Raw genomic sequence first — 24,040 nt, 5'->3', positions numbered from 1 at the left:
AAGCAGCAGGAATCTGTGCCGAGGTGTGCGATGAACAAGCCATGCAAGATGCGACCGGGGCCTGCGAGCACGATCGCCGGCGCGGTCGCCGCGTTGTTCGCGGCATCGTATCTGCCGCTCGCGCTCGCGAATCCGACCGGTGCCCAGGTGGTGGCCGGCACGGTCAGCATCAACTCGCCGGGCGCGGGGCGGCTGAACATCACGCAGGGTTCGTCCAACGCAATCGTCAACTGGAACACGTTTTCGATCGGCGGCAGCGAAGCGGTCAGGATCTCCCAGCCGTCGGCTTCGTCCGCGCTGCTCAACCGCGTGGTGGGCAACGACCCCAGCGTGATCGCCGGACGCTTGCAGGCCAACGGCAAGGTGTTTCTCGTCAATCCGGCGGGAGTGATCTTTGCGCCGGGGTCCTCGGTGAACGTGGGTTCGATGATCGCCTCGACGCTCAATCTCTCCAATGCCGACTTCCTCGCCGGCAACTTCCACTTCGTGGGCGCATCTGCGGCGGCGCTCAGCAATGCCGGTTCGCTGACGGCGGCCGCGGGCGGCACCATCGCATTGCTCGGCGGCTCCGTCAGCAATAGCGGCACGGTCAGCGCGAAACTCGGCACCGTCGCGCTGGGCGCGGGCAACGACATCACCGTCGACTTCGCCGGCGACGGTTTGACCACGCTCAAGATCAACGCGGGAGCGGCGCACGCGCTGATCGGCAATACCGGCGTGCTCGCCGCCGACGGCGGCAGCGTGGTCATGAGCGCCCAGACGGCCGACGCGCTGGCCGGCACGGTCATCAACCAGCAAGGCATCGTGCGCGCGCAAAGCCTGAGCGAGCACGACGGGCACATTCTGCTCGACGGCGGCACCCACGGCGTGACGCAGGTGAGCGGTACGCTCGACGCAAGCGGCGGCGCGGGGCAAAACGGCGGCAGGATCGATGTGACCGGCTACGACGTGGCGCTGCTGGCCGGAGCCTACGTCGATGCGAGCGGCGCCGCGGGCGGCGGTATCGTGCACTTCGGCGGCGGCCCGGCGGGCGCGGACCCCTCGGTGCGCAATGCCAATGCGATCTGGATGTCGCCGAGCGCCGGCATCCATGCGGATGCGCTCGCCGCCGGCAATGGCGGCAACGTGGTGGCTTACAGCGAAACGGCCAGCCGCATTTACGGCACATTGACGGCGAAGGGTGGACCGCAGGGCGGCAACGGCGGCTTGATCGAGACGTCCGGCCACTCGCTCGACACGACCGGCATGGCCATCGACGCATCGGCGGCGAAGGGTCGGGGCGGCAGGTGGCTGCTCGATCCGTTCGAGGTCGACATCGTGACGCAGATACCGGATGTCTCCGCGACGCCGGTCCAAACGCAAACCGCAACCGATTCCAACACGATGACGTTCGGGCCGATCACCGGCACTTCGTTCATCCTGAACACGGCGCTCACCGGTCCGCTGGGCCTCGGCACGTCGGTGACGGTCGTGACCGGGACTGATCCGAACAACGGCGCGGGCGACATCGTCGTCGACGCGCCGCTCAACGTCACGACCGTCGCGCAAGGCGCCACGCTGAAGCTCAGCGCGTCCGGATCGGTGCTGGTCAACAACAACATCACGTCGAGCGCGGGGCCGCTCAGCCTCGTATTCGATGCGAACGTGGGCGGCTCGAGCCCGCTCAGTCTGGTCTCGTTGCAGGGCGTCACGGTGAACACCAACGGCGGCAGTGTGACGTTGGGAAGCGGCGGCGCGAGCCCGGTGCTGATCCAGAGGTCGAGCATCGACACGGCGGGCGGCGATCTGACGGCCACCGGCACGTTCCCGCTCAATGGCGTGGCGATCGGCTACCTGGTCACGTCGTCGTCGGGCATCTTCATCAACGCGTCGAATATTTCCACGGAGCGCGGCGCGTTCTCGCTGACGGGCGTCGCGCTGGGCCCGAACGCCGACGGCGTAGCGATCAGCGGGACCAGCTCGCTGGCGACGACGAGCGGCGCGCTGGGCATCACCGGCACGGCCACCGCCGGCGGCGGAGGCAACGACGGCGTATCCGTGGTCGGCGACAACGTGATTCAAAGCGGCAGCGGCGCGCTCGCCATCGATGGCAGCGGCAGTTCGAATCTCGAGGATCAGGGCATCGGCGTGCTGCTGTCCGGCAGTTCCGCCAACACGACGAGCGGGGCGCTGAGCGTGAATGGCCGTGCCGTTGGCGGCGCCGGGATCGGCGTATTCCTGAGCGGCGCCGCCACGGTGGGCGAGGGTCCCGCGCTGCAACCCGGGCTCGGCAGTTCGGCCGGTGCGATCACGCTCGCCGGTAGCGTGTCGCAAAGCGCGCAAGGGGGCTTTGGCGTCGAGATCCAGAACACCACGATCGCCAACACGGCCGGCTCGATCGGCGTGACAGGAAATGTCACCGGGGGCACCTTCGCGCACGGCGTCTATTTTTACGGCACCACGTTGAGCACCGGCAGCGGCGACATTTCCGCCGCGGGCAGCGTGGCGTCGAATATGAACGTCAGTATCGGGCTCGACATGCACGGCTCGTCGGTCCAGTCGACGAGTGGCAACATCAAGTTCAGCGGACAAAGCGTGGGACCCGCGGTCAACGGCGACTCGGTGATCGGGCTGATGTTCGAGAACACGCTATGCGGGGAGTGCATCCAGACCGCGCCCGTCTCGGTGACGACCGGAACGGGCACGGTGAGTCTGTTCGGCAGCGGCACCGGTCCCTTCGTCCAGGGTGTGCTGATCGCCGACGGCACGACGATCACGTCGACCAGCGGTGGCACGATCGATATTCGTGGCGCGGTGAGCGGGCCCGCCGGCAGCAGTCCGAACCTGCAAAGCGACTATGGCGTGCTGATCGCCAACGGCACGATCAGCGCGACGGGGTCGCCCGCCACCACCATCGGCATCGCCGGTTCGACCACGACGTCCGATCCGGGCGTCGCGATCGGCGCGGCGGTGCCCGCGACCGAGCAGAGCGAGTTCGGGCTGACGAATGCGACCTTCAGTGTCGCGGGCAACAACGTGACGATCTCGACCGCGAATCCCGGTTCGATCGTGTTGCGCGCATTCAACGACGGCACGGCGAGCAGTCTCGCCATCACGCAAGCGGCGCTGTCGTCGCCGGGCGGCGTACTGTCGATCATGCCGGCGTCGGTGGACCCGGCGAGCTTCGCGATTACCGCCCAGAACGCGACGCCGATCACGCTGCTCGGCACGGGCGGCGGCCTCGGCATTGACGCCCCGACTTTCTCGACCTTCGCGTCGATTCCCAGCATCGTGCTCGGGTCCAGCACGCAAACCGGGCTCATCACCGTCGGCGGGCAGTGCGCATCGGGCGGCTCGCCTTGCGTGCCGACGCGTCCGGGCTTCGCGAACAATCTGACGCTGTCCAACCCGGGCGCGGGCAGTCAAGGGATCGCGCTGACGTACGGCATCTCGACCCCGGGCCAGACCTTGATGCTGCTTTCGGCCGGTCCCGTCACGGACCCTGGCGGCATCCAGAGCGCCGGGCTGATCCTCGCCGGCCCCGGTTCCTTCACGCTGACCGATCCGCAAAACGATGTCGCCGTGCTAGCGATGGCCAATGCGGGGACCGTCACCTTCTCGAACTCGCATGGCTTCGTGATCGGTCCGCTGACGAGCCGGACGTTCGACTCCGCCGCGAGCCAGTCGAGCCCGATGTCGGTGACGAACTCCACGCTGAGCGGCAGCCTCGTCGCGACCGCTACGACCGGCAATATCGGGCTGGGCGCGAGCACGCCGTCCGCGACGGCTCCGAATACGAATCTGAGCGCGGGCGGCTCAATCGATCTGGTGATGGAGAACGGTGTTTTCGTCGATGCCGGGTCCGGCACGCTCAGCGCCGGCAACGCATGGCGAATCTGGGGCAGCACCTGGAGGACCGGGACACGCGGCAGCGTGCAGCCGAACACCGCGCAGCCCAATTTCTACGGCTGCCTGTTCGGCTCGGGCTGTAGTTGGGGCGGCACCGTGCCTACCGCCGGCAATCATTTCGTCTATGTCGCGCAGCCGACGGTCACGGTCACCGCGGACGGCGCGACGCGCTACGTCGGCGCGCCGAATCCGGCCTTCACCTACACGACCAGCGGCCTGATCAACGGTGATACCGCCGCCGCCACGTTGAGCGGCTCGGAGACGACCACGGCCAGTCTGACTTCACCAGCGGGCGGTTATCCGATCATCCCGAACTTCACGTCCAGCGTGGGCTATATCGTCAAGGACGTGCCAGGCACGCTGATGGTGGTCCCGTTTCCGAACCCGCAGGGCCCGATCCCCAATCCGGTCGCCCAAAGCGGTCTGCAGACGTTTTTCAGCAGCCAGCAGCAGACGTTCGTCTACGAAAACAATCTGCAGGGCACCAACATCTGTATTGGCTCGAACCAGCCGCTCTTCAGCACGACGGCGCCGGGCGAGAATCAGGACCTCCTCGCGGTCGAATGGAAGCGGGTGCGTTCGCAGCCGAATCTGAACAGCTGCATGCTGATCAACGCGCAGCACGGCTGCGGCGACTTCTAGCGGGGGCGAGGGGAAGCGGGCGGGACGGCCGGCGCGGCGCCGTCGGGCGAATGCAGCGCGCGCAGTTGCGCGATGGCGGCCTCGGCGCCCGCGACGAACTGTTGCGCGAGCCGCCATGCTTCGACGACCTCTTCATGGACGGGCTGCTCCATGCCGAGGTGAATCCTGAAAAATCGTTCCGCGTGGATGGCCGGGTGGTAATGCTGGCGCACCCGCTTCGCGTCGATCAGTCGCCGGTTGCCGAACAACCTGCTCAAGGCCCACGAAAACGCGCCGTCTTCGCCGCCGACGCGACGAAAGAACGCGTCGATCGGAAACCCGCCCAGCGCGCGGTAGACCGCGCGCCGGATCACCAGGCTACTCGGCACGGTGTTGCTCAGGATCGCCGCGTATTTTTCGAAATCGGGATGCTCGACGATCGCCCGCGGAAAGCCGGCATACTCGACATCGAGCCGCACCGATGCCTCACCCGGGCAGCGCTGCAGATAGACACTCGCCGCAGCCAGCGCGCCGGGCAGGTACTCGTCGTCGGCGTCGATGAAACCGAGCAGGTCCTCGGTGGCGTGCATCGCGGCCCAATTGCGCGCGGCGGCGACGCCGCCGTTCACGTGCATGCGCAGCACTTGCACGCGCGCGTCGAGGCGGCCGTAACGCTCGGCGACTTCGATCGAAGCATCGGTCGAGCCATCGTCGACGACGATGATTTGCGCGGCCTCAGGCTGGATCAGGCAGCTTTCCAGCGCGCGCCCAAGCGTTGCCGCCATCTGCAGACAGGGAATGATGATCGAGATCGGCATGATGCAAGACCCGTTCTGATGCTGATCGGCGGCGTTACGCCGGTGCCGGGCCCGGCATCAATCGTGTCGCCTGCGCATCGTCACCGACCCACACCGCGAGCGCCGTAAAGTTATCGTGATGCGCCCTGGCGCTCGCACGCACCTGTTGCGCGAGCGCATCGAGCCAGGCGCCAGGTGTCGCGGCATGGGCCAACGCGTCGGCGATGCCAGCGTCGTCGGCGTACTCCCACAGGCCGTCCGTGCAGATCAGCAAAGCGTCGCCGTCACGTAGCGCGAAGGTGCCGTCCACCCACGCGATCGGCAGCGGCTCGCGGGTGCCCAGCGCCGCATACAGCACGTTGCGGCGCGGGTGATGGCGCATCTGCTCCTCGGCGAGCAGGTGCGCGTCGACCATCTGCTGAACCATGCTGTGGTCGCGTGTGCGCGCGCTGATTTCACCGTGGCGGAAACAGTACAGGCGGGTGTCGCCGCAATGGGCCCACGCGGCCGTCGCGCATTCGCGATCGATGGCGAGCACCACGGCAGTCGAGCGCATGTCTTTTTCGTTGCCCTTGCCGCGCGACTGTTCTTCGACGATGTTCTGATTGGCATGCGCGAGCGCGCTGCACAGCCGTTCGCCCGTCGGCGGCAATTCGGCAACGGTCAGGTAGCGCAAATCCGCCAGCACGGAATCGACGACGAGGCGCGAGGCGGTGTCGCCGCCGCCATGTCCGCCGGCGCCGTCGGCGACCACGCAATAGTAGAGCCGTTCGCTCGACCAGTCGCCGAACGAATCTTCATTGCGCGGGCGGCCGCCCCGGTCGGTCAGGCTTGCGGTGACAAGTTGCACCGTTGACCCCTCATAGGCTCGTGGTCTGTCGAGCTCATTCCTGTGCGTGCGACTGCGCGGACAGAATGCCCAGAACCAGCAGGATGACGATGCGATTGCCCGGCGCGATGTCGATGCCGAGGCCCTGCTCGATCCATTGACCGATTTCGGTGCGGGCGAAGTCGGCGGGTATCGAGCCTTTTTTCAGCGTGACGCCGAGCTTGCGCGCCCGGTAGTGATACGACGCGATGCCATAGCGCGCGGCGACCTGCGACAGACCGCCTTTCTCGTTCGACAGCCAGCCGAGACTGCCGGCGAGCAGCATGCGGTTGGCGTCGCCGAGCGAGTCGATGAAGTGCGACGCGGATTCGCGTACTTCGGCTTCGTGCAAACCGTATTGCAGCAGGACCGAGCCGATCGGATCGGGGTCAAAGGCCGTTTGCCGGTCGATCTCGAGCATCACGCCGTCTTCATCGAGCGACACGTTGCGCTGATGGCTCGCGCTGCGCAGACAGTCGATCAGATAGCGGCGAAAGTAGGCGCACACGGCGTGGCTGGTCGAAGGCGCGCTGTGTAGCGGGAAGGTGGGCAATGCAGTCGGTGCGGCATCGAGACGGAACACCTTGAAATAGAGGAATTGCGAGATCAGTTCCTCCTTGTCCTCGCCCAGCGCCTGCAGTTCCGACGGATGGTAGCCGGTCAGCGCGTGGCGCACGATCGTATAGATCGACTCCATCTCGTCGTGGCTCAGGCAGGTGCGGCGTTGCCACAGGTCGGGTAGTGCGCTTTCTGCAGCGTGGTCGGCCATTGCTGCGCTCTGGATATCTGCCACTTTTCGCCCCGAGGTGGTAAGCCCCGCTTGCTGGGGGCAGAGCCCGGCTTCAAACGCGTGCAATACCGCCAATTGCGCCGTGCAACCGGCGCAATGATTGGAAAACAAACTTAGTCTATTGGCCTGTTTTATTTATTACAAGACAAAACTTAATATGTTATTCGCCGCTTCGGAGGGGTGTCGTACCGCTATCGGGACTAACCCTTAAACGCAACGTAAGCATTTACCAGGAGTCCGCGAGGTCCGCATTTTTTAAAAAATTGAGCGCCTGATTCGTTTACATAGATGTCGGCCGATCCCGCCAATCGACTGTCCTGAAAGGATATGCCGGTGAGGTCATAAGACGACTTTCCGACCTGACGATTGCTAATGGTGCCGGAATGAAGGATTCAAACGTTTTATGCGTTTACGGAGTTTAATGCTGTTACATATACTGTCTCGCTTAATTACTCAAAATTCGTTTCTATTGATTCCGGCTTTGATTTTCCGGGCTGCGTGCTATTCTCATATCGGGTTGCCGCCGAGAAAGTACAACGCTTGCTAAAAACATCGCAATAGCTGGCACAGACAATCTAATCAGAGTTAACACGTATTTCCGGAAACGCTGATTGCTGGCCGGCAAGGGCAACCCGTACCGCTCACTTACGGTGCGTCGAGACTACTCATCCGAGACCGATACCAGACATGGCCACGCTTCTCGCGGGCGAAATGCTTGCCGACCTATCAGCTGCCAGTCCGTGCGGGGACGACCTCGAGTACGACCCTGACTTCCTTGCGCTCGAGCAGGTCGTCCACGGCAAGCCGGAGGTGCAGTTCGGCGAAACCATGGTCGCCGCCACGCCGCCTGACTGGAAAGTAGCCGAAGCGTTATCGCTCGATCTGCTCGCGAAGGGCCGCGACTTGCGCGTCGCGGTGCACCTCGCGCGCGCGCTGCTGAATCGCCAGCGTTTCCCAGGTTTCGCCGAGGGCCTCGCGCTCGTCGAAGGGCTGCTCGAACAGCGCTGGGACCACGTTTATCCGCAGCTCGATCCCGACGACGACAACGATCCGACCGCCCGCGTCAACGCGCTCGCCGCACTCGTCGAACCGTCCGGCATGCTGGTGGACGTGCGCGACGCACCGCTCGCATCGTCGCGCGCGCACGGTGTCGTCAGTTTGCGCGACATCGAATATGCGACCGGCGAAGTGCCGCTGGCAAAAGGCGTCGAGGCGCCGTCGCTGAGCTCGATCGACGCGGTGATCACCGACGCCCATGAAGACGCCAGCGCCGCGCACGCGGCCTTGCTCGCCGCGCAGCATAGCGCGATGCGCATCGAGACGGTATTGACCGAGCGCGTCGGCGCGGCGCGTTCCATCGACCTGTCGCCGCTCACGAGGCTGCTGCGGCGCGCGGCCGACTTTCTCGGCGAACGTCTGGACGTCCCGGCCGGAGCGCCGGACGCCTTCTCAAACGGCGACGCGGCCACGGGCGAACGCGCCGGCGCGGCAGCGGCGGCCGCGCCTGGGTCGGGCGACATCACGGACCGTCAGGACGTGATCCGCATGATCGACAAAATCTGCGCGTACTACGAGCATCACGAACCCTCCAGCCCGGTGCCGCTGCTGCTGCAGCGCGCGCGCCGTCTGGTCGACAAGAATTTCATGGAAATTCTGCAGGACCTCGCGCCCGAAGGCGTGCGCCAGGCCAGGCAGGCCGGCGGTATCGAAAACGAGTAAACAGTCAGGCGGGGATGGGCTTTTTCGGTTCTAGCAACGCCAGTCATGCGCCACGCTGCTCGCGGCCGTGCGGCGTCAACCAGGGGAATGGTCGTGGCCAAGGAAAGCAGCCAGAAGTTCATCGCGCGCAATCGAGCGCCGCGGGTTCAGATCGAGTACGACGTCGAAGTCTACGGTTCCGAGAAAAAGGTCAATCTGCCCTTCGTCATGGGCGTGCTGGCCGATCTCTCCGGCCAGCCGGCGGACCCGCTTGCGCCGGTGGCGGATCGAAAGTTTCTCGAGATCGACGTCGACAATTTCGACGAGCGTTTGAAGTCGATGAAGCCACGCGTCGCCGTGCAGGTGCCGAACCTGTTGACCGGTCAAGGCAACCTCGCGGTCGACATGACCTTCGAGAGCATGGACGATTTTTCGCCCGCGGCGGTCGCGCGCAAGGTGGACGCGTTGTCGAAGCTGCTGGAGGCGCGCGGCCAGTTGCAGAACCTGCTGACCTATATGGACGGCAAGACCGGCGCCGAGGACCTGATCGCGAAACTGCTCAACGATCCTGCGTTGCTGCAGTCGTTGGCGTCCGCACCGAAGCCGCAGCAATGAGCGTGATTTACAGGGGAGTCTGACCATGGCTGAACCTAGCACCCAAGGGCAAGCGCAACCCGGCGAAGCCGGGCTCGAAACGAGCGATTTCGCGAATCTGCTGCAAAAGGAATTCAAGCCGAAGAGCGAGAAGGCGAAGGAAGCCGTCGAGACGGCGGTGCGCACGCTCGCCGAACAGGCGCTGCGCGATACCAACCTGATCTCGGGCGACGTGCTCGCGACGATCGAATCGCTGATCGCGCAGATCGACGAGAAGCTGACCGCGCAGATCAATCAGATCATCCACTCGGAAGAGTTCCAGAAAGTCGAGAGCGCGTGGCGCGGCTTGCACTATCTGGTCAACAACACCGAGACGGACGAGACGTTGAAGATCCGCGTGATGAATGTATCGAAGGGCGATCTGTACAAGACGCTGAAGAAGTACAAGGGCACCGCGTGGGATCAAAGCCCGATCTTCAAGAAGCTCTACGAAGAGGAATACGGCCAGTTCGGCGGCGAGCCGTATGGCGCGCTGGTGGCCGATTATTACTTCGACAACAGCGGGCCCGACGTCGATCTGCTGACGCAGATATCCAAGATCTCGGCCGCCGCACATGCGCCGTTCATCGCGGGCGCCGATCCCGCTGTCATGCTGATGGATTCATGGCAGGAACTGGCCAATCCGCGCGACCTGACGAAAATCTTCCAGACTCCTGATCATGCCGCGTGGCGCTCGCTGCGTGAATCGGAGGATGCGCGCTACGTCGGTCTCGCGATGCCGCGCTTTCTCGCGCGCGCGCCGTATGGCGCCAAGACCAATCCGGTCGAGGAATTCGATTTCGAGGAAGACACGGCCGGCGCGGACAGCGGCAAATACGCATGGGCCAATGCCGCCTATGCGATGGCGACCAACATCAACCGCTCGTTCAAGATGTACGGCTGGTGTTCGCGGATTCGCGGCATCGAGTCGGGAGGCGCCGTCGAAAATCTGCCGGTGCACGCGTTCCCCACCGACGACGGCGGCATCGACATGAAATGCCCGACCGAAATCGCCATCAGCGACCGCCGCGAAGCCGAACTCGCGAAGAACGGCTTCATGCCGCTCGTGCATAAAAAGAACTCCGATTTCGCCGCCTTCATTGGCGCGCAGTCGCTGCACAAGCCCGCCGAGTTCGAAGACCCGGATGCCACCGCGAATGCGAACCTGGCTGCGCGTCTGCCTTACCTGTTCGCCTGCAGCCGCTTCGCTCACTACCTGAAGTGCATCGTGCGCGACAAGGTCGGCAGCTTCAAGGAGAGGGACGACATGCAGCGCTGGCTGCAGAACTGGATCCTTCAGTACGTCGACGGCGACCCGGCGCACTCGACGGAAGAGTCCAAGGCACGACGTCCGCTCGCGGCCGCCGAGGTGGTCGTCGAGGAAGTCGAAGGCAATCCCGGTTATTACACGTCGAAGTTTTTCCTGCGTCCGCATTACCAGTTGGAAGGCCTGACCGTATCGCTACGGTTGGTTTCGAAGCTTCCGTCCGCCAAGGCGGCATGACGGAAATCCCTATTTAGTCTCGAATTGCTTTGAGCGGAGAAGAAGATGGCCATCGACATGTTCATGAAGCTAGGCGATATCAAGGGCGAGTCGCAGGACAAGACCCACAAGGAAGAAATCGAAGTGCTCGCGTGGAGCTGGGGCATGAGCCAGAGCGGCACGATGCACATGGGCACGGGCGGCGGCGCCGGCAAGGTGTCGGTGCAGGACCTGTCATTTACCAAATACAGCGACAAGGCGAGTCCGCCGATCATGGCGGCCTGCACCAAAGGCACGCACATCGATACGGCGTTGCTGACGGTGCGCAAGGCAGGTGGCGACAATCCGCTCGAGTACTACAAGATCACGTTGAACGGCGTGCTGGTCAGCTCGTATTCGACCGGCGGCTCGGGCGGCGAAGAACGCTTCACGGAGAACGTCACGCTCAACTTCGAAAAATTCCATATCGAGTACCAGCCGCAAAACGCGAAGGGCGAGAAGGAAGGCGGGGTGGTCGAAGTGAAATGGAACATCCCCGCCAACGCGACGACCTGATCGGCTGAGCGCGAAGGGCGAGTGCACCGCGGCGGCCGCGCCGTCGCGGGGCGGCGGCGGGTGGGACGACTTGAGCCAGACCGGAGCGAACCGGCATGAACGCAGAAGAATGCTTGCGCGAAGGCGATCTCGACGGATGTCTGCGCGAATTGCAAAACCAGGTTCGCAAGGATCCGTCGAAGGCCGCCTATCGCGTCTTTCTATTCCAGTTGCTCGCGGTGATGGGCGCCTGGGATCGCGCGCTGACGCAACTGAACGTCGTCGGCGAACTCGACGCGGCCGCGTTGCCGATGGTGCAAACCTATCGCGAAGCGTTGCAATGCGAGGCGCTGCGCGAAGCGGTTTTCAAAGGCGAGCGCGCGCCGCTGATCTTCGGCGAGCCGACCGGCTGGCTCGCGTTGCTGGTCGAGGCATTGCGGCTCGATGCCGCGGGCGATAGCGGCGCGGCCGTGGCCGCGCGCGCGCAGGCGCTCGACGAGGCACCCGCCACCGCCGGCGCATTGAACGGCGAACCGTTCACATGGCTCGCCGACGCCGACAACCGGCTCGGCCCGACCCTCGAAGCCGTGCTCAACGGCCGCTATTACTGGATTCCTTTTGCGCGCATCAAACGCATCGAAATCGAGCCGCCGTCCGACCTGCGCGACCGGGTCTGGATGCCGGCCGTCTTCACGTGGGCCAACGACGGCCAGGCCGCCGGTCTGATTCCCGCCCGCTATCCGGGCACGCTCGCCGAACCCAGCCGCGCGCTGTGGCTGGCGCGCCTGACCGAATGGATCGGTGACGATCCCGCGCTCGCGCGGCCGGTGGGACAGCGCATGTTCGCCTCCGACTCGAACGACTACGCGCTCTTCGACGTGCGAACCATCGAACTGATGAGCGGCGACGCGCCTCCCGAACAGGACGGCGCGGCCGTGCCGGATCATGGCTGAGCTGACCGCCCGTGATCGGCTGCAACCGTCGCTGCTCGACCGCCTGACCGATCTCGAACCGGAGGTGAAAGTCGAAGCGCGCGAACGCCGCGTTCTGTCGATGCGCGCGCTGCGCGACAGCGTGCAGCGCGACCTCGGCTGGTTGCTGAACGCGAACGGCCTCGCGTCGGTGCAGGATCTGAGCGGCTATCCGTATGTCGCGACTTCCGTGATCAATTTCGGCTTGCCGGACATTGCCGGCAAGACCGCCTCCGGCATCGATCCGTTGCGGCTCGAGCGACTGGTGCGCGATGCGATCTGGGCGTTCGAGCCGCGCATCCTGCGCGATACCGTGCGGGTCAGCTCGATGCAAGTCGAAGAGACGACCGGGCGCCACAACACAGTGTCGTTTCTGGTGGAAGGCGATCTGTGGGCGCAGCCGTATCCGGAGCGGCTCTACTTCAGGACCGAACTCGATCTGGAAGTCGGCGAAATCCGGGTGATCGACCAGGGCGGACCACGCTGAAGCCATGAATCCGGACCTGATCAAATACTACAGCCAGGAACTGCAGCACCTTCGGGAGATGGGCGGCGAGTTCGCGCGCGAATTTCCGAAGATCGCCGGCCGCCTCGGACTGGAAAACCTCGAATGCGCGGACCCGTACGTGGAGCGTCTGCTCGAAGGCTTCAGTTTCCTCGCGGCCCGCGTGCAACTGAAGATCGACGACGAGTTTCCGCGCTTCACCCAGCACCTCGCGGAACTGGTGTACCCGCATTACCTCGCGCCCACGCCGTCGATGGCCGTGGTGCAGATCCAGCCCGACCTGAGCAGCTCGAATCTCGCGGACGGCGTGCGCATTCCACGCGGCAGCGCGCTGCGCAGCGTGCTCGACAAGAACGGCTCGACGCGCTGCGAGTACCGCAGCGCGCACGAACTGACGCTTTGGCCGCTCGAAATCACGGAAGCGCGGTTTTTTACGCACGCGGGCTCGCTCGGTGGCATCGACAGCGCGCTGCCGGCGAGCATGGCGGCCGGCGCGGGTGTCAAGGCCGGCCTCAGACTGCGCCTGCGTGCCACCGGCGGTCTGAAAATCAACCAGCTGAAACTCGACCGGCTGACGCTGTATCTGCGCGGCACGGACGGGATGCCCACGCGCATTCACGAGCGTTTGCTGGCTTCGGTGAGCGGCGTCGTCGTGATGCCGGCCAAACGTCCGGCGGCCTGGCATGTGCAGTTGCCGGCGAGCGCGCTGCGCCCGCTCGGCTTTGCCGACGATCAGGCATTGCTGCCGGTCAGCCGGCAGTCGTTCCAGGGCTACCGGTTGTTGCAGGAGTATTTCGCCTTTCCGCAGCGCTTCATGTTTCTGGCCATCGACGGCTTGCAGGCGGCATTGCGTCGCTGCGCGGACACTGACATCGAAGTCATCGTGCTGCTCAAACGCGGCGATCCGCTGCTCGAACAATCGCTCGACGCGAATAATTTCGCGCTGCATTGCACGCCCGCTATCAATCTGTTCTCGCGGCGTACCGATCGCATCGCGCTATCGGACGAACAGTTCGAATATCACGTGGTGGCCGATCGCACCCGGCCGATGGACTTCGAGATCTATCAGATCGAGAGTGCGACCGGCTATAGCGCGGGCGCCGGCGGCGAGCAGCGCTTCGAGCCGTTCTATCACGCGCGCGATCTCGGCGCCACCTATCGCGCCGGCGCGTACTACCAGGTGCGCCGAGAAAAACGTCTGCCGTCGGCGCGTCAGCATGAACGCGGCCCCCGCACCAGCTACCTCGGCAGCGAGATGTTCATCGCGCTGGTGGACGCGAGCAATGCGCCGTTTCGCGCCGACCTGCGGCAACTCGGCTTGCAGGTGCTGTGCACGAACCGCGACTTGCCATTGACCATGCCCGTCGGCGTCGGCCCCGCCGATTTCACGCTCGATGTCGAAGCGCCGGTGCAGAGCGTGCGCTGCGTGAGCGGCCCGAGCCCGCCGCTGCCATCGTATGCGCACGGAGCCGTGGCGTGGCGGCTGCTGAGCCACCTGTCGCTGAACTATTCGTCGCTGCTCGATAACGACGCGCAGGAGGGCGCCCGCGCGCTGCGCGATCTGCTGAGCCTCTACTGTCCCGCCGACGAGATCGCGAGTCAGCGGCTGATCGAGGGCGTGCGCTCGATCGATTCGCGCTCGGTGACACGACGCTTGCCGTGCGCCGGTCCGATCGTATTCGGCCGTGGTCTCGAAGTGACGCTGACACTCGACGAAGCCGCGTTCGAAGGCGCCGGCGCGTTTCTGCTCGGCGCCGTGCTCGCGCATTATTTCGCGCAATACGTATCGATCAACTCGTTCACCGAGACCGTCGTGAAGACGCTTTCGCGCGGCGAGATCATGCGCTGGCCAGCGAGGGTCGGACAATGCCGGACGCTCTGACACTGTTGCGCCAGCTCGAAGACGACGCGCACCGCTTCGACTTCTTCCAGGTCGTGCGGCTGCTGGAGAACGCATATCCGGACAAGCCGCGCGTCGGCGAGTCGATGCAGCCGCGCGACGATGCGATCCGTTTCGTGCAGGAACCCGAACTGGTGTTTCATCCGACGACGCTCGGTGCCTTCACGCCGGCCGGCGAAGATCACGCCGCGCGCCTGGCGGTCAAGTTCTTCGGTCTGCTCGGGCCGCACGGACCGCTGCCGACCCATCTGACGGAGTACGCGCGCGACCGCGCTCGCAATGCGAACGATCCGACCTTCGCGCGTTTTCTCGATGTCTTTCATCACCGGATGGTGTCGCTGTACTACCGCGCGTGGGCCAATGCGCAACCGGCGGTGAGCCTCGACCGCCCGGGGCGCGACCGGTTTTCCTTTTATGTCGGCAGCGTGTTCGGGCTTGGTGAGTCGACGCTGCGCGAGCGCGATGCGGTGCCCGATTTCGCCAAACTGCACTTCGCGGGTTTGCTGGGCGGCCCGACCCGTCCTGCTGCTGGCTTGAAACTCGTGCTGGCGCGCTTTTTCAACCTGCCGGTCGACATCGAGCAATGGGTCGGCCATTGGATGACACTGCCCGCGAACTCGCTGTTGCGGCTGGGCGCGCCGGACGGCTCGGCCTCGCTCGGCGTAGGGACGCTGCTCGGCGCGCGCGTCTGGGATTGCCAGCATAAATTCCGCATCGTCATCGGACCGTTGAGTCGCGTCGACTACGAGCGCTTCCTGCCGGGCGGCGAGAGTCTGAACCGCCTCGTCGACTGGGTGCGCAATTACGCGCGCGACGGGCTCGATTGGGATCTGCGGCTGGTGCTGAAGCAGCCGGACGTGCCACGCCTGAAACTCGGGCGCCACACACGGCTCGGCTACACCACGTGGACGCTCGGCCACCCGGCGCGCGGCGATCAGCGCCAACTGGTGTTGCGGCCGATCGGTCCGGATGGCCGTTCACGGATTGCCGTGGCGGCCGGCGAGGCGTGCGCGGCGGCGCCGCCATCGACATCATCGAGGGAATAGAAAAATGGCCGAGATCAAACGGGCAGCGTTGTTCGGCAAGCTGAACAAGCTCGGATTCCGCGCAATCGAGAGCGCGAATGTGTTTTGCAAGTTGCGCGGCAATCCTTATATCGAACTGTCGCACTGGTTCCACCAGATCCTGCAATTGCAGGACTCCGACCTGCACCGCATCATCAAACACTACGGGCTCGAGCCTTCCGCGTTGGCGCGCGATCTGACCGAAGCGCTCGACCGTCTGCCGCGCGGTTCGAGTTCGGTGACCGACATCTCGTCGCAAGTCGAGGAGGCGGTCGAACGTGGCTGGGTGTTCGGCTCGCTGATGTTCGGCGAGTCGCAGGTGCGCACCGGTCATCTGGTGGTCGGCCTCTTGAAGACGCCGTCGCTTCGCAACGGGCTCTACGGCATCTCGCGGCAGTTCGAGCGCATCAAGCTCGATTCGCTCGTCGACGAGTTCCACAGCCTGCTGCGCGAGTCGCCGGAAGCGGCGATGAGCGCGAGCGATGGTTTTCGGGCGGGCGGCGCGCAGCGCGAAGGCGGCGACGCGGACACCACGGGCGGCCCGGTGCCGGCCGCCGCGCTGGGCAAGCAGGAAGCGCTGCGGCGCTTTACCACCGATCTGACCGAACAGGCGCGCAACGGCAAGCTCGACCCGATCGTCGGGCGCGATGAGGAAATTCGTCAGGTGGTCGACATCCTGATGCGCCGCCGCCAGAACAATCCGATCCTGACCGGCGAGGCGGGCGTCGGCAAAACCGCGGTGGTGGAAGGTTTCGCGCAGCGCATCGCGGCGGGCGACGTGCCGCCGTCGCTGCGCGACGTGCAGTTGCGCACGCTCGACGTCGGTCTGTTGCAGGCCGGCGCGAGCATGAAGGGCGAGTTCGAGAACCGCTTGCGGCAGGTGATCGAGGAAGTGCAGGCGTCGGAAAAGCCGATCATCCTGTTCATCGACGAAGCGCACACGCTGGTCGGCGCGGGCGGGGCGGCCGGCACCGGCGACGCGGCGAATCTGCTGAAGCCGGCGCTCGCGCGCGGCACGCTGCGCACGGTCGCCGCGACCACGTGGGCCGAATACAAGAAACACATCGAGAAAGACCCGGCGCTGACGCGGCGCTTCCAGGTCGTGCAGGTCAGCGAGCCGGACGAGACCCGCGCGATCCTGATGATGCGCGGCGTCACCTCGACGATGGAGCAGCACCACAAGGTGCAGGTGCTCGACGAAGCGCTCGAAGCGGCGGTACGGCTGTCGCACCGCTACATTCCGGCGCGCCAGTTGCCCGACAAGGCGGTCAGCCTGCTCGACACCGCCTGCGCGCGCGTCGCGGTCAGCCAGCATGCGACGCCGGCGTCGGTCGACGATTCGCGCAAGCGGATCGCGGCGCTCGAAACCGAGCTGGCGATCATCGGCCGTGAAAGCGCGGTGGGCCTCGATACCGACGAACGTCGCGCCACGGCCGCGGAAAAGCTCGCCGCCGAACACGCGCGCCTTGCCACGCTGGAAGTCCGCTGGCAGACGGAAAAAGAACTGGTGACGCGGATTCTCGCGCTGCGCGCGCAACTGCGCGGCGAGACCGGCAAGGTGGAAGGCGCCGCGCAAGCGAACGGAGCGAACCAAGCGGTGAATCAAGCCGTGAACGAAACCGCGAACGGCGGAGCCGCAACCGGCGCGACCGGGAACGCCGTCAGCGACACCGCGACGCGCGATGCGCGGCTCGCCGAACTGCGCGACCTGCAGGCGCAGCTCGCGCAGCATCAAGGCGAAGACCCCTTGATCCTGCCGACCGTCGATCAGCAGGCGGTCGCCTCTGTCGTGCAGGACTGGACCGGCATACCGGTGGGCCGGATGGTCCGCAACGAAATCGAAAACGTGCTGAAGCTCGCGGAGAACCTGAACCGGCGCATCATCGGCCAGGCGCATGCGACGGAGATGATCGCGCGGCGCATTCAGACCTCGCGCGCCGGTCTCGACAATCCGAACAAGCCGATCGGCGTCTTCATGCTCGCCGGCACCTCGGGGGTCGGTAAGACCGAGACCGCGCTGGCGCTCGCCGAGGTGCTGTATGGCGGCGAGCAGAACGTCATCACGATCAACATGAGCGAGTATCAGGAAGCGCATACCGTGTCGTCGCTGAAGGGCGCACCGCCCGGCTACGTCGGCTACGGCGAGGGCGGGGTGCTGACCGAAGCGGTGCGCCGCCGTCCGTACAGTGTGGTGCTGCTCGACGAAGTCGAGAAAGCCCATCCCGACGTTCACGAGCTGTTCTTCCAGGTGTTCGACAAGGGCTGGATGGAAGACGGCGAGGGCCGCGTGATCGACTTCAAGAACACGCTGATCCTGTTGACCACCAATGTCGGCACCGATCTGATCACGAGCCTGTGCAAGGACCCGGAGCTGATGCCGGAGCCGGAGGGTATTGCGAAAGCGCTGCGCGAGCCGTTGCTGAAGGTGTTTCCGCCGGCCTTGCTGGGGCGCGTCGTGGTCATTCCGTACTTTCCGCTCTCCGACGAGATGCTCGGCGCGATCATCCGGCTGCAGCTAGGGCGGATCGAGAAACGCATCCGCGTGTCGCACAAGATTCCGTTCAGCTATGACGACGACGTCGTGAAGCTGATCGGCAGCCGCTGCACCGAACTCGAAAGCGGCGGCCGCATGATCGACGCGATCCTGACCAACACGCTGTTGCCGCGCATCAGCACTGAGTTTCTGACCCGCATGATGAATGGAAGCCGGGTCACGAAAGTGCAGATAGGGGCGCGCGACGGTGAATTTCTCTATACGTTCGATTGATCGATCCGACCGGAGGATGCCCTCATATGCCGCAACAAGTCAGCATGGGCGCGACGCTGCAATGTTCGTTCGGCGCGGCGCCTTCGACGCTCGTGGTCCTGCCGGTCAACCGGGTGATGGGAGAAGGGCCGCCCGCGGCCAACATCATGGATCACATTCCGCTCGTCAACATCATGCCGTTCGGCGTGTGCAGCTCGCCCGCCAATCCGACCGTCGCCGCCGCGACCGCGGCGGCGTTGGGCGTGCTCACGCCGATGCCGTGCATTCCGGCCACCATGACGCCGTGGACGCCGGGCGCGCCGAGCGTGCTGCTCGGCAACCAGCCGTCGCTCGACAACGTGTCGACCTGCATGTGCAACTGGGGTGGCGTGGTCACGATCGTCAATCCGGCGACAGTCAAGACAATGATTCCGTGACATGACCACGCAAAACCCGAACCGACACGTCACCGTCAGTTGCGCGCCTGCCGGCGAGGATCTACTGTTCCTGCATCTGGGGGGCAGCGAGGAGTTGGGGCGCCTGAGCGAATGGCGGCTCGATCTGCTGAGCAAGCGCAACGATCTGCAACCCGGCGCTCTGCTCGGGCACGACATCTCGGTCGCAGTATCGTTGCCGGGCGACGGTGAGCGGCAATTCAACGGCATCGTCACGGCGTTCCGGATCGTCGCGCCGGGCGACAGCACCCGCAACCGCATGGCGCGCTACGAAGCGGTCGTGCGTCCGCGGCTGTGGCTGCTCACGCGCGCGTCGCACAGCCGCTTTTTCCATGAAAAGAGCGTGCTCGATATCGTGACCGGCGTGCTGCAGGACTACCACATCGACGTCAGCAATAAATGTCAGGCGACCTATCCGGCGCTGCAGCACTGCGCGCAATACCGGGAGACCGATTTCGCTTTCATAAGCCGTCTGATGGAGCACGAGGGCATCTACTACTACTTCGAGCACAGGGCGGGCAAGCATACGCTGGTGTTGACCGATTCGAGCGACGTGCACGCACCGATCGAGCACTATGCGTCGATCTCGTACGACGGGTGGTACGAGCCGTCGACCGAGAAGGAATGTGTCTATGCGTGGAGTTCCGGCGCGCAATTGCAGACCGGCAAGTACGAAGTCAACGACTACGATTTCGAAAAACCCACGTTGAGCAACCAGCAGGGCCTGCTGTCTCGCGCGACGCGGCCGACAGTCTACGATCCGCCGGTGTACGCGATGCAGGAGCATCTGAGCGGCCACGTGCAGTCCAGCGATGGCGATCGCTATGCGAAGGTCGGTATCGAGATCCGGCAGGCGCGCAACGACAGCATTTCGGGCCGCTCGAGCGCGCGCGGCATCTGGCCGGGCGGCCAGTTCAAGCTGGAGAATCACGCCTGCGATGCGCAGAACCACGACTATCTGGTGGTCAGCGCCGTGTACGAAGTCAATTCGGATGTCTATGTGTCGACGCTGCGCCATGATCCTTCGCCGCCGTTCTTCGACTGCGCGTTCACCGCGCTGCGCAAGGAAAACCACTTCCGCTCGGAGCGGCTGACTCCACAGCCGGTCGTGGCGGGCCCGCAGACTGCGATGGTGGTCGGCCCGGACGGCGAAGAAATCCTCACCGATAAATATGGCCGCATCAAGGTGCAGTTTCATTGGGAACAGTTCGCCCCGCCGGCCGATGCGGACACGCGCATGAAGCGGTGCTGGGTGCGCGTGTCGCAGAGCTGGGCCGGCAAACGCTGGGGCACGTTCTTCGTGCCGCGGATCGGTCAGGAGGTGGTCGTCGAATTCGTCGAGGGCGATCCGAACCGGCCGCTCGTGACCGGGTGCGTGTACAACGCGAACACGATGCCGCCGTACGAGCTGCCGGCGAACCAGATGTTCTCGACGCTGAAGAGCAATTCGACCAAAGGCGGCGGTGGCTTCAACGAAATGCGTTTCGACGACGACAAAGGCGCCGAGCAATTGTTCTTCCACGCCGAGAAGGACCACGAGACCTGGGTCAAGAACGACATGCTGAGCAATGTCGGCAACGACCGGCATCTGAAAGTGACCGGCAACGAGTTCGTAGCGATCACCGGCGCACGCCACGACGCCGTGACGGGCGACCAGAACGCCCGGGTCGACGGCAACGCATCGCTGAAAGTCGGGCAGAAGCTGCAGGAAAAAGTCGGGATGGACTATGCGATCGACGCGGGCATGAACATCCATATCAAGGCGGGCATGAACATCGTGATCGAAGCGGGCGCGAGTATTACGCTGAAGGCAGGCGGCGCCTTCGTGGTGGTCGGCCCGGTCAGCGTGGCGGTGTCGGGCACACCGATCCTGCTCAATTCGGGCGGCTCGGCGGGCTCCGGCGGCGGCTCGTCGCCGAGCGCGCCGAGCGCGCCCAAAGACGCCGACGACGGCACCAAAAAAATTAAATCGTGAATGATGCACCTGTCCGGTCGTGGGGAGCCAAGTGAACTATCCGATTCTTTCGCTGCGGGTTGTGCGATTCAACGACGAGACCCTGGCCGAGCCGATCGCGATCGCGTTCGGCCCCGCCGGCGGCACGATCGGCCGGGCCAACGACTGCACGCTGGTGCTGCCCGATCAACAGCGTGCGATCTCACGTGTTCATGCGCGCGTCGAGTTCCGCGACGGCGACTATCTGCTGTGCGATCTGGGCAGCAATCCGAGCGTTCTGAATCAGCGCGCGCTGGGCGGCACGCGCGAGGCGCGACTCGCGGATGGCGACCGGCTTGTGATTGGTCCGTATCTGCTCGAAGTGTCGATCGGCGAGCAGGCGGCCGGCGTGCGCGGTCTGACGGGCGGGCGTGATCCGCTGAGTGCCGCGCAGGTGCTCAGTGGACCGTTGCCGGCCGATTCGCAAGGCGACGTGTTGCAACTCGGCGCGCTCGATCCGCTCGGGCAGCCCGGCTTCGGCGAATCGCAGCGGATCTCGTCGCGTCCGGGCTTTGCAGGCTCGGAGAGCGATCATGTGTCGCCGGAATTGCAGGCGTTCTCGGCGCCGCAAGCGCCTCGGCCCGATCCCGGCAGGCCGGCCACGCCCGCGGGGGGCATTCCGGCGGACTACGATCCGCTCGCGGATGCGCTGGCGCAGTGGGAAACGCCGGCGCAGGGTGGCGGGTCGCCGGCCGCACCGCATCCAGCGCATGAATTGCCGGGATGGCCCACTGCGCCCGCGCCTCTGGGTGGCCCGACCGGCCTGCCCCCGGGATTGCTCGATGCCGGCGCGGCAGGGTCGGCCGCGACACCGTTCGATGATCTGTTCGGCACGCCTTCGACGCAGTTTGCGCCATCGACCCCTTCGGCTCCGGTGGTGCCGGTGGTCGTCCCCGTAGTCGCGCCGCAGGCCGCCACCGCGCGGGTCGCCATGCCTGCCGCGGCGCCGGAGCCTGCACCTTCGCCGGCTGCGCAACCGGCGTTGCAGCCTGATCCACAGCAGGTTCAGCACCCGGCTGCGTCCGCAGGCCGGATCAGCTCACCGCCTGCCGCGCCAGCGCCGAGCGCGCAGACGGCCCCGGTTCGCCACGACGCGGCTGCCTCCGCGAGCCCGAACCCCGCCACGCTGCAGGCGCTGCTCGAAGGCCTCGGCCTCGACCCGTCGCGCGCGCCGAACCTGCCCGAGCCTGAGTTCGCGCGCCTGATCGGCACGATGCTGCGCGAAGCGCTGCGCGGCACGATGGGCGTGCTGCGCGCACGCTCGATGACCAAACGCGAAGCCCGTCTCGACACGACGATGATCGTCGCGCGCGACAACAACCCGCTCAAATTTTTCCCGGACGTCGACAGCGCGCTGGCGCAGATGCTGACCGGCCGCTCAGCCGGTTATCTGCCACCCGACGAGGCGCTCAGGCGCGCGTTCGACGATATCGAGGCGCACGAGCTTGCGGTCCTCGCCGGCATGCGCGCGGCGCTCGCGCACGTGCTCGGACGCTTCGATCCCGCGTCGATTGAAGCGCAGCTGAAAGACCCCGGCGCGCTCGAAAAAGTGCTGTCCAACCGCAAGGCGAAGTTGTGGGATCTGTTCGTCGCAGTGCAGGGCGCCGTCGCGCGCGAAGCCGACGACGACTTCCAGAAGCTCTTCGGTCAGGCGTTCAATGACGCCTACGAGGCGCAGATCGACGAACTGAGCGCGGCCCGCGCGCGTCAGCCGAAGCATCCCGCCGATCCCACCTAGATACTTTTGAACGAGACAACATGTCCTGGAATAGCAAAGTCATCTGGTCGGAGGGGATGTTTCTTCAGCCCCAGCACTTGCAGCAGCACGATCGTTATCTGCAGCGGCAACTGGAGACGCGCGCGGCCGGTCTGCGTCCGTACAGTTGGGGCTTTACCGCGCTGGAGATCGACGAGTCGCTGCTCAAGCTCGGCAAGCTCGCGCTGCTGTCGTGCTCCGGCGTGATGCCGGACGGCACGCCCTTCGATCTGCCCGCCGACGATGACTTGCCAGAGCCGCTGGAGATTCCCGAAGGCACCCGCAACATGCTGGTCCAATTGGCGTTGCCGGTGCGCAGGCCGGGCGTCGCTGAGACCGGCAACGACGCCAGCGAGGAGAACTTCGCGCGACACCGCATCGCTGAATTCGACGTCAGCGACAGCAACGATCCCAATGCTGGCGCGGCACTGCTGCAGATCGGCAAACTGCGGGTGCGCCTCGCGCTCGCCCCTGAAGTGGCGAATGCCTACACGACGCTTGGCGTCGCGCGCGTGCTCGAACGGCTGCCCGACAACCGCGTCGTGCTCGAAAACGACTACAGCCCGCCGTGTCTCGACTATCGGGTCGCGCGCCGTCTCGCGGCGTTCGTCGACGACCTCGTGGGCCTTCTGCATCAACGCGGTGAAGCGCTGGCCGGACGCCTTGCGCAGCCCGGCGTGACGGGCGTCGCCGAAGTGGCCGATTTCCTGTTGCTGCAACTGATCAATCGTCACGAGCCGCTGGCCGCGCATCTGTCGACGATCACCGGTCTGCATCCCGAAGCGCTGTACCAGGCGGCGGTGCAGTTGGCCGGCGAGCTGGCGACCTTCAGCCAGGCATCGAAGCGGCCGCCGGCGTATCCGGTGTATCGCCATGAGTGGTTGCGCGAAACCTTCGCACCGGTGATCGACGACATTCGCGCGTCGCTGAGCATGGTGATGGACCCGCACGCGGTGGCGATCCCGCTCGAAGAGCGCAAGTTCGGCTTGCGCGTGGCGATCGTGCCGGACAAGACGCTGTTTGCCGGCGCGACCTTCGTGCTCGCGGTGCGCGCGCAGATGCCGGCCGAGCACATCCTGACCGGCTTCGCGCCGCAGGTGAAGATCGGACCGATCGAACGCATTCGTGATCTCGTCAATCTGCAGTTGCCCGGCGTCGGCCTGCGCGCGTTACCCGTGGCGCCCCGGCAACTGCCGTTCCATGCGGGCTTTACCTACTTCGAACTCGATCGCGGCAACGAACTGTGGAAGCAGTTCTCGAATTCCGCCGGCATGGCGTTGCATGTCGCCGGTGACTTTCCCGGGCTGACGATGGAGTTCTGGGCAATTCGCCGCTGAT

Annotated in this window: 17 protein-coding genes; 14 read left to right on the top strand and 3 right to left on the bottom strand. The window is 65.2% G+C overall.

The genetic code is table 11. From position 1 onward, the window contains the following. The first annotated feature begins 30 nt into the window (after positions 1–30). Positions 31–4,530: a beta strand repeat-containing protein gene (locus F6X42_RS27640; RefSeq protein WP_187637232.1), complete on the top strand. Its 4,500-nt coding sequence runs from the start codon at positions 31–33 to the stop codon at positions 4,528–4,530. On the opposite strand, the gene F6X42_RS27635 is transcribed toward F6X42_RS27640, so the two are convergent. The 3 genes from F6X42_RS27635 to F6X42_RS27625 are packed head-to-tail and all read right to left on the bottom strand — an operon-like array spanning position 4,527 to position 6,967. After that, complete coding sequence (locus F6X42_RS27635; RefSeq protein ID WP_222945741.1) at positions 4,527–5,327, bottom strand: glycosyltransferase family 2 protein; 801 nt, start codon at positions 5,325–5,327, stop codon at positions 4,527–4,529. The genes F6X42_RS27640 and F6X42_RS27635 overlap by 4 nt on opposite strands. A gap of 34 nt (positions 5,328–5,361) precedes the next feature. After that, positions 5,362–6,156, bottom strand: coding sequence for a PP2C family protein-serine/threonine phosphatase (locus F6X42_RS27630; protein ID WP_187637231.1), 795 nt, complete (start codon positions 6,154–6,156; stop codon positions 5,362–5,364). A 34-nt stretch (positions 6,157–6,190) separates the two neighbouring features. Then, positions 6,191–6,967, bottom strand: a complete 777-nt coding sequence (locus F6X42_RS27625) for a hypothetical protein (protein ID WP_376776436.1) — start codon at positions 6,965–6,967, stop codon at positions 6,191–6,193. 684 nt (positions 6,968–7,651) lie between these two features. Here F6X42_RS27625 and tssA point away from each other — a divergent pair. From tssA to tssK, 13 genes are all read left to right on the top strand, one after another. Further along, complete coding sequence (gene tssA / locus F6X42_RS27620) at positions 7,652–8,683, top strand: type VI secretion system protein TssA (protein ID WP_187637229.1); 1,032 nt, start codon at positions 7,652–7,654, stop codon at positions 8,681–8,683. Positions 8,684–8,770: 87 nt separating this feature from the next. After that, positions 8,771–9,277 carry a type VI secretion system contractile sheath small subunit gene (tssB, locus tag F6X42_RS27615; RefSeq protein WP_222945744.1) on the top strand — a complete coding sequence of 169 codons (507 nt, stop codon included), beginning with the start codon at positions 8,771–8,773 and terminating at the stop codon, positions 9,275–9,277. Positions 9,278–9,302: 25 nt separating this feature from the next. Next, positions 9,303–10,799: a type VI secretion system contractile sheath large subunit gene (gene tssC / locus F6X42_RS27610; protein ID WP_187637227.1), complete on the top strand. Its 1,497-nt coding sequence runs from the start codon at positions 9,303–9,305 to the stop codon at positions 10,797–10,799. A gap of 45 nt (positions 10,800–10,844) precedes the next feature. Next, a complete protein-coding gene (locus F6X42_RS27605) occupies positions 10,845–11,333 on the top strand; it encodes an Hcp family type VI secretion system effector (RefSeq protein ID WP_187637226.1) in 489 nt (162 codons plus the stop codon). Between the two features lie 95 nt (positions 11,334–11,428). Continuing rightward, positions 11,429–12,265: a type VI secretion system accessory protein TagJ gene (locus F6X42_RS27600; RefSeq protein WP_187637225.1), complete on the top strand. Its 837-nt coding sequence runs from the start codon at positions 11,429–11,431 to the stop codon at positions 12,263–12,265. After that, entirely contained in the window at positions 12,258–12,770 is a 513-nt protein-coding gene (gene tssE / locus F6X42_RS27595) for a type VI secretion system baseplate subunit TssE (protein WP_187637224.1), read from the top strand. The genes F6X42_RS27600 and tssE overlap by 8 nt, the downstream gene beginning before the upstream one ends. A gap of 4 nt (positions 12,771–12,774) precedes the next feature. Then, complete coding sequence (tssF, locus tag F6X42_RS27590; protein ID WP_187637223.1) at positions 12,775–14,670, top strand: type VI secretion system baseplate subunit TssF; 1,896 nt, start codon at positions 12,775–12,777, stop codon at positions 14,668–14,670. Then, entirely contained in the window at positions 14,655–15,734 is a 1,080-nt protein-coding gene (gene tssG / locus F6X42_RS27585; RefSeq protein ID WP_187637222.1) for a type VI secretion system baseplate subunit TssG, read from the top strand. The genes tssF and tssG overlap by 16 nt, the downstream gene beginning before the upstream one ends. Positions 15,735–15,738: 4 nt before the next feature. Next, positions 15,739–18,519 carry a type VI secretion system ATPase TssH gene (gene tssH, locus F6X42_RS27580; RefSeq protein ID WP_187637221.1) on the top strand — a complete coding sequence of 927 codons (2,781 nt, stop codon included), beginning with the start codon at positions 15,739–15,741 and terminating at the stop codon, positions 18,517–18,519. Positions 18,520–18,545: 26 nt separating this feature from the next. After that, a complete protein-coding gene (locus tag F6X42_RS27575) occupies positions 18,546–18,935 on the top strand; it encodes a DUF4280 domain-containing protein (RefSeq protein ID WP_187637220.1) in 390 nt (129 codons plus the stop codon). A 1-nt stretch (position 18,936) separates the two neighbouring features. After that, positions 18,937–20,928 (top strand): type VI secretion system Vgr family protein, encoded by a 1,992-nt coding sequence (locus F6X42_RS27570; protein WP_187637219.1) that lies wholly within the window; start codon positions 18,937–18,939, stop codon positions 20,926–20,928. A gap of 31 nt (positions 20,929–20,959) precedes the next feature. Further along, entirely contained in the window at positions 20,960–22,684 is a 1,725-nt protein-coding gene (gene tagH, locus F6X42_RS27565) for a type VI secretion system-associated FHA domain protein TagH (RefSeq protein ID WP_187637218.1), read from the top strand. 20 nt (positions 22,685–22,704) lie between these two features. Further along, the gene (gene tssK / locus F6X42_RS27560) at positions 22,705–24,039 is read left to right on the top strand and encodes a type VI secretion system baseplate subunit TssK (protein ID WP_187637217.1); all 1,335 of its coding nucleotides are present in this window, start codon (positions 22,705–22,707) and stop codon (positions 24,037–24,039) included. Position 24,040 lies beyond the last annotated feature (1 nt).

The organism is Paraburkholderia podalyriae, from assembly GCF_014397785.1.
In the GTDB taxonomy this organism is placed as follows: domain Bacteria; phylum Pseudomonadota; class Gammaproteobacteria; order Burkholderiales; family Burkholderiaceae; genus Paraburkholderia; species Paraburkholderia podalyriae.
The sequence above is the reverse complement of the archived record's forward strand: the minus strand, read 5'-3'. Positions and strand labels throughout refer to the sequence as shown.